Annotated in this window: 9 protein-coding genes; all 9 read right to left on the bottom strand. The window is 56.3% G+C overall.

All coding sequences use genetic code 11. The annotated features are described in order from the left end of the window. Positions 1-299 precede the first annotated feature (299 nt). Positions 300-2,741: a type IV secretion system protein TraC gene (traC, locus tag F624_RS0122865; RefSeq protein ID WP_031255942.1), complete on the bottom strand. Its 2,442-nt coding sequence runs from the start codon at positions 2,739-2,741 to the stop codon at positions 300-302. Between the two features lie 29 nt (positions 2,742-2,770). After that, on the bottom strand, positions 2,771-3,130 hold the full coding sequence (gene traA, locus F624_RS0122870; RefSeq protein ID WP_019576697.1) for a TraA family conjugative transfer protein: 360 nt from the start codon (positions 3,128-3,130) through the stop codon (positions 2,771-2,773). Positions 3,131-3,166: 36 nt separating this feature from the next. Further along, positions 3,167-3,658 carry a type IV conjugative transfer system lipoprotein TraV gene (gene traV, locus F624_RS34270; protein ID WP_084679613.1) on the bottom strand — a complete coding sequence of 164 codons (492 nt, stop codon included), beginning with the start codon at positions 3,656-3,658 and terminating at the stop codon, positions 3,167-3,169. 5 nt (positions 3,659-3,663) lie between these two features. Further along, positions 3,664-5,151: a TraB/VirB10 family protein gene (locus tag F624_RS0122880; protein ID WP_157443581.1), complete on the bottom strand. Its 1,488-nt coding sequence runs from the start codon at positions 5,149-5,151 to the stop codon at positions 3,664-3,666. Then, on the bottom strand, positions 5,148-6,314 hold the full coding sequence (locus F624_RS0122885; RefSeq protein ID WP_019576700.1) for a TraK domain-containing protein: 1,167 nt from the start codon (positions 6,312-6,314) through the stop codon (positions 5,148-5,150). Before F624_RS0122885 ends, F624_RS0122880 begins: the two co-directional genes overlap by 4 nt. After that, a complete protein-coding gene (locus F624_RS0122890; protein ID WP_019576701.1) occupies positions 6,314-7,135 on the bottom strand; it encodes a TraE/TraK family type IV conjugative transfer system protein in 822 nt (273 codons plus the stop codon). The genes F624_RS0122885 and F624_RS0122890 overlap by 1 nt, the downstream gene beginning before the upstream one ends. Beyond that, complete coding sequence (traL, locus tag F624_RS0122895; RefSeq protein WP_019576702.1) at positions 7,132-7,410, bottom strand: type IV conjugative transfer system protein TraL; 279 nt, start codon at positions 7,408-7,410, stop codon at positions 7,132-7,134. The genes F624_RS0122890 and traL overlap by 4 nt, the downstream gene beginning before the upstream one ends. Next, the gene (locus tag F624_RS34980; protein WP_157443582.1) at positions 7,411-8,016 is read right to left on the bottom strand and encodes a hypothetical protein; all 606 of its coding nucleotides are present in this window, start codon (positions 8,014-8,016) and stop codon (positions 7,411-7,413) included. A gap of 146 nt (positions 8,017-8,162) precedes the next feature. Continuing rightward, complete coding sequence (locus F624_RS35980) at positions 8,163-11,918, bottom strand: hypothetical protein (RefSeq protein ID WP_245573714.1); 3,756 nt, start codon at positions 11,916-11,918, stop codon at positions 8,163-8,165. Position 11,919 lies beyond the last annotated feature (1 nt).

Here is an 11,919-nt window from a genome sequence, read left to right on the forward strand (position 1 = left end):
CACTGGAGCTTGTGGGGCTATGCCGCTAACTGAGCGGTCTGCTTCTACAGGCAAAGCTGCTTGAGCTGGTACTTGAGGTTCAGGGGATGGATTGGAGGAAGGATTGGGATTCATGATTGATCGCATTTGTGGGGCGGCTAGAACTCTCGACGTTGCGAGAAATGCCAACCGCCCCATGTTCAAAATGGCGAATCAATAGTACGAATCCAACCTAGAAAATATGCCCTGAAAGAATTCGATTAACGTCTCCATTCGAGGAAATTCACTCTCGGAATCAATGGAGAGCTTTGGAGGCAGACTCATCCGTGACGGGCAATGTAATTGTCGATCGCAAGGACAGGATCCACACCGGCCGCAATCGAATCAATCACCTCTGTTCGTTCCGTCCCAGAAGTGGAAAAGAGCACCTGTGACCAACGATCAAGAACAAGCCGAGCAATCCCCACCCCCTGGTTTGCGTACACCATCACCTCGGAGTATTTGCCCGGAATGGAGTGCACCGTCTTGAGTTGGTGATAGCCATAGGAGCCGATCGCCAGGTAGCCCTCCTTCTCGCATTGTTCAATCGTCTCCTGCGTTTGTCGCAGAATGAACTTGAAGGCACTGTTCGCTGCGATGGCCTTCCCTGAAGTAGAGCCATACAAGTCGGCAATGCTCTGCGTGACGATGATGGCCGACCCACCATACTTCCGGAACCGACGATAGGCGTGTTCCAAAAATCTGGCCACCATGGGGTCATCCAGCATGTCCCAGGCCTCGTCAATGATGAGCACCTTGGGGCGCCCATCCTTTGACATGAACATCTCGCGCTGGATTGCGGCGATCAGTTGCATCAGGACCACCTGCTGCAGGGTCTTCTTGCTCTTCAGCTCTTCAAGCTCCAAGACCACAAAGTCCTTATTGAGGTTCAAGTTGGAGCGGCCATCAAACCACGCTCCTTCGCTACCATTTCGTGTGAACCGGTACAGCATGTGGCCAATATCAACAACACGCTCATCGGGCTGGTTGATCATGTAGTCGGCCACGTCAGAGATCGTCATCGAGTGAGCCAGACTCCCCCAAACGGCCTTGATGGCCTCTTCAATTCGAGATCTGCGGTAATCATCAAGGCCATCTTCAGGGGCGGCCATTTTCTCGATGATGGCCTGCAGGAGACCGACTTCATCGTCCAGATCCTCGACAGTCGAAAACGGGTTCAGGCACATAGTCGATTCATGGCCAAACTCGATGAACGACCCATCCAACCATTTGCACTGCTTGTAGTAGGACTTGCCCACGTCGATCGCGAAAACCTTGGCACCCATGGACAAATACTCAGCAACCAGAAACTGGGTGAAGAATGACTTGCCGGCACCAGACTCTGCGAAGACAACGCCGTTCATGTTGGTGGCACTGTCGTACAGGTCAAAGCCCATGAGTTGCCCACGGCGGGACTGCATCATGAAGCCGAACCCGCCCTTCTGACCAGGCCTGGAGGTGCCTTTCCATTCACCCAGCATTGGGAGGAAGGTTACGGCTTGCTCTACCGCCAGTGTCTTGAAGCGAAACAGGTTTTTGATGGACTCGACAGTAGGGAACAGCGGGAACGCATTCCAGAACACCGGAAGGAGCACGAATTTCTCCTCACCGGTTGAAAAGTCGAAGGACTGCAAGTAGGTTCGCAGCGCCGCCAGCTGGCGCGAACCTTCTTCGCGCTCCTTGCTGTAAACGGTGACCGTCAGGCTCGCTTCGATGACAGTGGCTCCACGCTCAACTGCATTCACCAGTACATCCATGCCCTTCTTTTTGAAGGCGAGCTTGGGCACGAAGCGCAACATCGGCCCGAAGGCCTGGTAGTTGATCAGCCCCGCCTTTTGCTTGGTCGCGCTGGTTTTCGCGAACTGATCTGGGTAGTGCAGCGTGAGGTTGATGTGATACGGCAGCTTGAGCTGATTATTGGCCCCAAGCGGATCGCCGATGATGTAGGCCATGGTGCTGAAGGCATTCTCATTTGGCCAGCGGCCTACGCTCAGAATTTGAGCGTGCGTGCCGTCTCCAAATTCCAGGGCATCCTTATGAACAGTGATGGACTCGCCAGGAACAAAGACCTGGGTCTTGAGCATCTCGTCATCTCGCGCCGAATCCGTTTTTGGCGGATCAAACGGGTGCGTCAAGCGGTGGGCCACGCGCAGGTAATCGTCTTGGTTCATGCGGCGCATCGCCAAACCGACCGTTTGCAGCGACTCGGACAGCTTGGCACCAGACTCAGCAATGGTGTCGCATTCCATCTCCGATGGCAGCTTGCCTTTGAATGGAATTTTGAGCGTCACGATCACGATTCGATCCAACATCTTGACGCCGATATTGGGCAGGTTCGATTGATGCCGTGACTGCGACAGAAATTCTGCCCGTCGCTCGTAGTAGGCCGTCAAGGCAGAACGAGCAATGGGGCTTTCAATTCGGTTGATACCGTCTTCTCGCCTGGATCGATACAGGGTCAAAGGCAGATCGATATCTGGCATCCCCAGCAGAGACACCTGGATAAAGGATCCAGCCGGGAGCGACATGGACAGTGCTCCCTTGAGCATGTCCACCGTCGTGTCATCCGCGCCGTTGATGGGGTTCCCCCAGTAGCAAACTCCGAGATACCCATCATCACAGAGGAACAGTCCCCTCTCCTCCTCGTAGGCCATCACCGGAATGTACTCATCAGGCGAAGTGCGTTGACCCGCCTGTTGCATCGCTTTTAGAACGGCTGACATTCAACCCCCTTACTGCTGGTTTTCGACGATCAGATGGGGTTGGAAATGACCACAGCTGCAGAGATCACGCCATCGATCACGCCAGGCCCGAAACCTGCGGTGAGCGCCATGGCAATGCCGACCACAGCAGCGATCACGCTTTGCTTGATAACGCCAACGCCGAGGCCGACCAGCAATGCAGCAATGCCCAGCACCTTGCCCAACGTGCCGTTGGACCAGCCGGTGAGCTGGTCGTAGACCTGGGTAAACTCGGTGCCGCCCGCACCGGCCAGGGCAGTCATCGGCGCAGAGGCGGCGGCCACCAGGGCGACTGCGAGAACGAGGTTGGATGCCACTTGAGCCTTGTTGGCGCGCAGCTGGCTCTTGAAGCCGGAGAACATGGATTTCATGGGAAAGACTCCTTTGGAGGGTTGAGGAAAATGAAATTAGCGGGGGAGAAAAGCGGGAGAGGCGCTCTGGTGGCGAACCTCTTGCTCGCCATAGCTCCAGCGTTTGGGGGTCACTTCGGTGTAGACATAGCCAGACCAGTTCAGGTTGTCCTGACCATCAACCCATGGGGCAACCCAGATGCGCATGACCTGAGAGGCTTCGCGCAGAGGGCGCGCACCGGGCTCTCCGGCCACATTGAATTCGCCCTCGGAGCCGAGGTTTAGAAGATCCGCGCGAAGCGCCTGCAGCTGCTTGTTTGCCTTCTTGCCATCACCCGCTTTCCAGTTTTCCGGGGTACGGCCATCCATCACCGATCCAGGCGTTGAATGGGTGTCGGAATAAACCTCAAGGGGCGTCGGGCAGGTCTTGTTGCGGTCGCAGGCAAAGTCAGAGGTGCCTGCCGTGTTGAGTGAGCTGGCGCACCCGCCCAAGGCGGCAACTGCCAACAGCGAGAAACTCAGAGAGGCGATACGAAAAGTTGATTTCATGGCGCTTACCAGTTGAGGCCGTTTGAGAAGTTGGGGGCTTCGCCGCTGCCGTGGATCGCCGATGTCGTGGCTTCACGAGCTGCATCCATGACTTGGGTCATTTGCTTGGTGGCGGCTGTCTGCGGAATACCAGTGGTGTGCTGAGTTGCGCCGGGGTTGTTGGCCCCCACGTGCTGGGCGCCGCGCTGGCGCTCACTGGGATCAACGTAGCGCTGCAGGTTCGTGGAGCCCTTCAAGGGCAGGCTCACGCCGCGCGTCACCACGACAGTGACGGCCTCACCGGCAGGGATCTCGACCACAGGGAATGTTTCCTTGGCCATGTCGAGGTAGAACTTGGCAATCATGTTGGTGGCAGAGCCAACCCCACCGGCAACTCCGGACTGCAGAATCCGATCGATGGATTCAGACTGGTAGAGCGTTCCCTCTTGCGTTGGGTTGATGTTCAACGCAGGGACACGGGTACGGTTCAAGGTCTGGCCAATGCCGCCCAACATGCCCGCCATCAGCGAGCGAGCGATCATCTGCCCTTGCTTGGAGACCAGCGTGCCAGGGATACCGACCTTGCCATCGGTGCCAACGATGTATGCCTCCAGCTTGCTCTCGATGACGTTGCCGTCGTTTCGCACGCAAGACAGGGCTTCGCTGCGCATCATGGCGCGCTCGGATGCGAGCTGGCCCCAGCCAGCGACCATCAAAAAGCATTCGCGAACGTCGATCGACGCATAGTTTGGGAGCACGGCCTCGCGCTTGACCCGCACGACCACGGGCATGGGGTTCTTCTGAGCAACAGCAGATGTCGGTGCATCCAAGCCGTTGAGCAGCACACCCGTGAACATCGACCCGGCAGGAATGAATGCCGACTGGGGCCCAGCTGGCTTCTTGGTGCCCTCTTCAGGCTTGTTCAGCTTTTCTTTGGCGTCATCCTTCCCCATGAGCCCTTCTTCGGAAATCATGCGAATTCCGCGCTTCTTGGCCGGAACAGCTTCGGGCTTCACACCCGGGTCACCCGGTTGAGTTGAGCCAGCCATTTTTGGAGCGGCAGGGGTTGCACCAGCCCCTGCGGGCGTGGCAATGGGCGGCGGCGGTGGAAGCGACGGAGCTTTGACGGCCGGAGCGTCGAAGACAGTTGTCGTGGCCGTCAATTCAGGCGGAGAGTCGTCCTTCTTTTCCTTGAACTCTGCAGGCGACCCCTCTGGTCTTTCGGCCTTGCGCTTTTCCATGTCACTGATGAAATGCTCAATCCGACTCTTCAGCTCCTCCTGCTGCTTCTCCATCGCATTCATCTTTCCGCTGAACTGCTCAACCCCAGTGCTGCGCACAGGGGCAACCACGGTGACCTCTGGCTTCTCGGCACGAGGCACTCGTGACGATTTGCGCTGCGTGGCGGAGCTGAGAAACCAGCTCACAGACAGAACGATGAAGATCGCACCCCCAACCATCACCAGTCGGCGGGTGTTGGGCTGCAGATTGTTGAATTTCGCGGCAAAGCTCATTGCGCCACCCCAGAGTCGTATTGAGCGGACTTGGGCTTGTCGGCCAAGAGGAAGACGTAACTCCCTTCACCCGGCTTGAGCGAGATGTTCGGGAAGAAGGAGACGGCCTTGACCCCCTTGCGATAGAAGGCCGTTTCGGCCAGGTCAACCACCTCGCCACTGAGGTTCTTGATGGAATAGCGGTAGATGTCCACCGTGGAGCCGGTGAATGCGTATTCAGGAGTGACCTGAATCGATCCCATCTTGGCGACACCACCCTCAATCGGAACCGTCGCGAAGCCCTTGATCTTTCCACGCACAGCCTGGGTCAGCACGGAGCGAATGTTGCTCACGTAGTCATTCGAACGAGGCTGGGTGATGTCTTGCTCTTCACTTGACGCAGGGGTCTTGACCAGCGAATCGACCGTGCGCAGATCTTCGAGCTTGATGATCACGTTCTGGCCAGGAATGTCCTGGGCCGGAATGATCGTCAGGGAGATGGACTGCGCAGTGTTTGCACTGTCAACGATGAACAGGCCGATCGGGCCATCGCCTTGGGGCCGCAGGTAGACATCACTTCCAACCACCTTGGCCGAGCCTTCGTCGTCAGAGGACTCATCGAGCACGACTGGCTTTGCGAACGGCGTAGCGATCCGGTTCGGGAGTCGGCCTGACAGGCGAATGATTTCGTTGACACCATTGCGGGTGTGAAGCACGAAGGGCCGCGTGGAGGGATCGTCCTTCTTCAGGCCTGGCAGATTGATCTCACGCTGGAAAGCATCAAGGGGCTGACCACCAGCCTTCTGCGCCTCGCCAATCAGCTTATTAACATCGGCGGGGGCTTTCCCAAGAGGCCCCTCGGGAAGGTTCACCAAGGGGGCCGTGCGGACCTGCTTGCTGCCACCCGTACCCGGTCTCGTGATGAAGCGGTTTGTGCCGGCGCCTTGGCCACCATCAGCGCCCGTTGCGCCTTGAGGTGCAGGCGCCTGGACGGGTGCCTTTGCGGGGGCGCTGGCCGCCAGAGGGGCCGAAATTGGCTTGGAAAGCTCTGCTTTGATTGCAGCTTCGGTCTTCTGGACCTCGGCCTTCGCCTTCAGGGCCTGAGCTGCGCTGTCCTGGGCGAAGGCAGTGCCGAAAGTGAAAGTGCTTGCCAGAACGGCCAGCACCAGGTTGCGTCGAAACATCAGCGGGACTCCTTCGATTCAATGACTTCTTCTTTGCCCTCAGCGCGATTGGCTGGCATCACTGCACTGCCTGGATCTGCAGGCACAGCCTCCCAGGCCTGCCCTTGCTTGGCAGCGTCACGCATGACGGAGAGGTCCGCTGGCTGGGTATCGGTGTCTGTGGCCGCCTTGGACTTGCGCTGGTTGATCGGGATGGCGTAGTCAGGGATGGGCTTGCCTGTGTGCTGGCTGTTGTTCACATGCCAGCCCACGGAGTGAGGGACGCTGCCCTCGTAAGACAAGAAGTGAGTCACCCACGGGCGACCTTCTCGGATATCTGCCCCAATTTCATAGACAACCTGCTTTTGGTATTTCTGGTTTCCAGAATTCGAGGTGATCAATGAGCCCGTGACGAAGACGCGGCCCGTTTCAGGCTCGTATTGAATCGACCCAGGCAAAAAGCTGATGGTCGAATTGGAAGCCTTGAAACCCGGATCTTCAATAAGCGTCAAGAGCTGGCGCCGAAATTCATTGAAGATGGCGGGATCCATGAATGCAGAAACAGACTCCAAGATCACGCTAGATGATTTGGGCTGAATATTTCCGACCAGTGTTGCGATGTACAGGCCAAAGCTCTTGAGGTATTCCTTGTCTGCACTGCGCCAGCTGATCTCGGCCTTCTTGTCCATGGATGGGGGTACCAGAATCACTCTGTCACGCTGCCCATTCAATGCGACGACTGAATAGATAAGCCCAAAGGACATGATCACATTCGAGATGACCAATGCCTTCGTCATGGCCTGAAGTTGGCCCATATTGCGCATTGCCGTGATCATCTTCATTTGACTGCCTCCCGGATAGAACCGTTATCAAATCTCTTGTTCATTGACATCGAACCTACCCACCAGACCATGTGAAACAAAACCCCGGGCATGCGATTGTTTTTAAAGCGACCGAAGAGTTTCACGAACACAAATGTGAGAACCATTCCGAGCAGGAGTTGATCCCACATAAACATCACAATGAAGATGACAAGCGCAGGAAAGAACTCATCCACCTCCCAAAAGAAGATCTGGAGTTGATCATCCACGTAATTTGGAATCGGCTTTTCTGTCATTTACTTACCCACGCGAATCAGGACAATTTCATTCACACCTTGGCCGTACTTGGAACCGCCCATGACGACGTTTGACATATCCATACCACGATCCTTCAGCTTCTTGGACAGTCCTCTCCAGGCGCTCATCATTTCGTCAACACCGGATTCCGACATTTCTTCCTTGTTCAGGAACTCAACGTAGTACCGCGCCTTGGGCAAGGGCTTGAATTTTTCGACCTTTAACAGTGAGTCGATACTCACTTCAGCGCCATCAACCGCGAATTCGTAGATATCCACGACGCCATTGCTCTTTCGGGATTCAGCTCCATCAATGGAGATAGGATCAGCGGTCCCACGCTGCTGACCGCGCTGCAGACGACTATTCGAAATATCGATTCCCGAAGTCCAGATGACACGCTCATCAGGACTCAAAAATTGATTTTTCGTCTCGGTAGCAAGCACAACCTCACGCCGATCGGTACTTCCGATAGTGGAATGAGTTTCAATGACATCACGCTGAACCCACGTCTTTTTGATTACCGGAGATGGAACATCAATATATTGAGGAGCGCACCCCGCAATGAGGCAGCACACGACAACAGATGACAAGGCGTTCCATTTCACAGGAGGATCTCCATACACAAGTCCTTGAATTGATGTATGAAATGGTAACGAGCGAGCCACAAAAAAATCAGGCGAAAAACCTCGTATTTCGAAGTCTTTCGCCAAAAGTTATCCCGACATGCCCCGCTCGCAGGGGCATCGGTCTCTTACTGAATTGGAACCAACTCCTCTGTTTTGGCACCCAGGTCCGTCTCAATCGCAAGCCGCAGATTTGAAATCCGATTACCTGTTATCCACGCCTTGCTGACGAGGAATGTCTTTGCCGTGACCTTCTGGTCGGTTCCGTCAAGCGTGTAGCTCCAGGTCAGGGACTTGATGTACCCAGCAGCAACCGTGCACGACGGCGACAACAGCAGGCCGCTCGTGGTGGAAGATGTCTTCATTTCGCACTGGGGCATAGGGGCATCCTGAACAGTCACATTGAGCAGTTTTTCACCGTAATTCCCCGCCTTGGTGATTGTGCGCAACAAGACATCGTAATTCCCAGGGTCTGCAAATGACACGTAGTTACCGGACCCTGTGAATTCACCCACCTTGGTCCCGTTGATTAGCACATCATTTCTCAAGAACGAGTCACCGCGAGGCAGTTGCGAGATTTTCAGACTGACATAGTAGGTGCCTGGGGCGTAATAGCTGGTCCCATACTTCGAGATCATCGTCGCGTCGGTCACCACCGTTGCGGGGGGCAGAATCGTGAACTCGTCTGAATTCACGTTCACCACGTTTCCGCGCTGATCGGACACCTGCAGCGCCAGCTGATAGCTGCCTTGGGCGGAAACCAGGAAGGTACCGGCCACATCATTGCCACTTCCGCGCTGGACACCCGATGGGAGGGACCAGGTGTAGGTGAGTGGCTCACCATTGAGGGTCTTGATATCAAACCCGGGCGTCTCCACCAGGTACTTGATCGTGGCAGGCACATCCGTCTGTTGGGCAGACAGAGAGATCTTCCAGTTGCTTGGCCAGGTGTAGGTCCAGGTCTTGAAAGGCAGCGTCGCCACCGTCGTTTCGTCCGGGTACCCTTCCACGTAGGTGTAGAAGCTCAACAGCTTGTCTTCAGGCCGGGGCGTGTAAATCAAGTCCGTGCCATCTACCCGAGTGCCATCAGGAAGGCTCCAGTACCCAAGCACCTTGTACGCCTTGCCTGCCGTCGTCGGCACAACATCGTTGATCTGCGCCGTGAACGTGTAGGCCTTGCCTGATTCCAGGTAGGTCGGCCCCTTCAGGGATGCACGGGCAGCAAGAGGATTGACCGCCTTCACGCCGAGGGTCTTCGTCACATTGGCGGCCGGATTTTCTGGCGCCGTTGCAGATCTCCCGCTCACCTCAATGGCGTAGTTCTTGATCTCTGTCGGTGTGAAAGTGAATGTAGCGGTATCAGCTCCGCTCACATCCTGGTAGCCACCAGAGGTGATCAGTCGCCACGTGTAGACCGCATTGAAACCCGGATCCGCCTCGACACTCAGCGACACGGGGTGACCAACCTGAACGACACCGGGTGCATTCACCCGGAATGATGGAACGTCAAACGCCGTCAGCATCAATGGATCGGTCGTGAAGACGGCGCCCGAATACTTATTGGTCAGCACGGCCCGGTAGGTCACACTGCCAGCCTGATCAATTTTGGCTGTGTAGTTGATGCCTGTTTGTTCTGCAGCGTCATCGTGCATCACTCGCGCCCACGTGCCGTCGTCCTTCAGGTACTCCCAGTTCACGGCCTTGACACTCGAAATCAACTTCGAGTTTTTCAGGTTCACGTTGATCGTTTGAACGAAGGGGGCCTTGCCGCTGGCAGCTCTGCTGCTCAACGAGGCCTCGATCATCGTGCCAGCTGCGGTGACCAATGCCCGCGATTTGGAAGCAACCGAGCTATTGGAAATCAGCCCAGATGAATCAACCATTCGTGCTTCAGCGACGATGTAGCGAGTGCCGGCAGTGAGCGTACCCATGTTGGCCGTGAATGTGCCGTCGTCTGCCACAGGCACATAGTCAGACAAGACGTTGCCAGTCTTGTCTTCGATGATGCGTACCTGCCATTTGCCCATGGAGGCCGGGTCAAACACAATGGACTGGCCTTTCGACACGCCGACAACGCCGTGGATCAGCGTCTCCGCCTTGTCGTGTGAAGAAAATGACTTTTCTAAATCGACCAACGGACCAGACGGGACGCCAACAAACTCCATGGTCTGTTCGGTCTTGAACTCTGGGGCACGCTGGTACCACGCTTCAACCTTGACGGCGTACGACTTCCAAGGCACATCCGCCTGCATGATCAGGGGAACGTTGTTTTCTGCCGTCGAACCGAAGGTGTCTTTGGTGTTGTCGCCAGGGTAGGTCACGCGAGTCATGATCTCCCTGTAGCCGCCCTTAACGTTCATGACCCCCAAGGACCTGGCCTGGGTCAGATCCACCGTTGCGAACATCTTGCCGGGGTATTGGCTTTGGTTCTTCTGATAGAACGTGTCGAGGAGTTTGTCGTTCTTGAAGGTCAGTGCGATGGGAGTTGGCTCTGTTCCTGCGAGAGTGAGTGACGAGTCCCCTTTGCGCGACGGATAAAACGAAGTCTGCCGTGTCGCTGGGTCGGTGTAGACCACCCCGGGGGTGTATGACAGTACGTTATCGCCGACGACAGGAATGGAGCCGCGCAGAGCGTTTGTGGCGTACGGGTTGTACTTCATGCCATCTGGCAGTGTCCCGTAACGGATCGCGCAATTGATGCCCGCAGTTTGCGAGAGCATGAAGCCCTCTCGGATCATGGTCAAGACTCCGCACAGGTCCTTTGCGGTCGTGTCGAGTTTGGCGTTGATGTCCAGGTCCTCGACCTTGATCGCAGCGGTACTTTTCGATGGCGCCACCTGTATTTTCGCGCCCGGATCCCAGCGCTGCGCATTGAGCGTCAGGTTCGGCGCATCAGGCAAATTCACCCAGAGCTTCACAGGCTGGGCTAGGTCATCCGTGCCCGTATCGTTGATCAACGCAGGATAGACGCCCGCCAGGTTTGCCTGCCGGGTGAGCGTGATGGAGGCACCAGTCGTGATGTCGGAACCGTTGAGCTTCATTCCCGCTACGTCTGCGGAGTCAACGACCACAGGCAATGAGGCCAGATCCAGCGAACGGTTTGTCAGTGGATTGGTCGGCGCCAGCTTGACCGTCATCCCGGGAAACCCATCGACCATCGGCAGCGATACCGGCAATGCCAGTTCAGGCCGCTTGTAGTTGAAGGCGACTGACTTCACCACATCACCACCGACGCCTGGCAGTGAGGCTTGAATCGTGTAGCCTCCGTTGCGCAGCGCAGGGTAGCCCGTGGCAGTGATGTTGCCCCCGCTGGCGCGGGTCATCTTCAGAGCCACAGAGGAGCCATCGCCCTTGACAAGGGTGAACGGGCTGCTCGCATCCGACAGCATGAAGCTGCCTCGACTGTCAGCAGTGGTCATCGGCAGGGATGTCATACCCCCCACCTTCATGCTCACCTTCGCTTCTTGAATCGAATACTGCCCAGGAGGCAAGGATGCGGCAAAGACCTGAGCGATGAAGCCCGCATTGAGTACAGGGTATTGGTCGGCAGTGAAGTTGGCCCCAAGCTTGTCGGCCAATACATCAGGCCTGGCCTCAATACGCTGGATCGCAAGCTTGTACGACACCAGGGTGTCTTCGTTGCGCACCGTCACATAGCCACTCGCAGGGTCAACCGGTCGATCGTTTGTCGCCAAGTCAAAAGCGAAACCTCGGATCGTCAAGACGCCCTTAGGCGTGATGGTTGGTGCACCGCCCCCACCGCAAACGGAGATTCCATTCACATCGCAGACCCCGGAAACGAGCGTAGCGTATGACATTGGGGCCAATCCCGTCATGAGTGCGACCGCCGCAGCGATTTTGCTCAAATTGTGTTTTGAACGCATT

The sequence above is a fragment of the Curvibacter lanceolatus ATCC 14669 genome, from assembly GCF_000381265.1.
In the GTDB taxonomy this organism is placed as follows: domain Bacteria; phylum Pseudomonadota; class Gammaproteobacteria; order Burkholderiales; family Burkholderiaceae_C; genus Curvibacter; species Curvibacter lanceolatus.

Excerpts from the sequence above, each read along its gene's own strand:
- F624_RS0122885 (WP_019576700.1), bottom strand. The coding sequence starts at position 6,314 with ATGTTTCGACGCAACCTGGTGCTGGCCGTTCTGGCAAGCACTTTCACT.
- traL (WP_019576702.1), bottom strand. The coding sequence starts at position 7,410 with ATGACAGAAAAGCCGATTCCAAATTACGTGGATGATCAACTCCAGATC.
- traV (WP_084679613.1), bottom strand. The coding sequence starts at position 3,658 with ATGAAATCAACTTTTCGTATCGCCTCTCTGAGTTTCTCGCTGTTGGCA.
- traA (WP_019576697.1), bottom strand. The coding sequence starts at position 3,130 with ATGAAATCCATGTTCTCCGGCTTCAAGAGCCAGCTGCGCGCCAACAAG.
- traC (WP_031255942.1), bottom strand. The coding sequence starts at position 2,741 with ATGTCAGCCGTTCTAAAAGCGATGCAACAGGCGGGTCAACGCACTTCG.
- F624_RS0122890 (WP_019576701.1), bottom strand. The coding sequence starts at position 7,135 with ATGAAGATGATCACGGCAATGCGCAATATGGGCCAACTTCAGGCCATG.
- F624_RS35980 (WP_245573714.1), bottom strand. The coding sequence starts at position 11,918 with ATGCGTTCAAAACACAATTTGAGCAAAATCGCTGCGGCGGTCGCACTC.
- F624_RS0122880 (WP_157443581.1), bottom strand. The coding sequence starts at position 5,151 with ATGAGCTTTGCCGCGAAATTCAACAATCTGCAGCCCAACACCCGCCGA.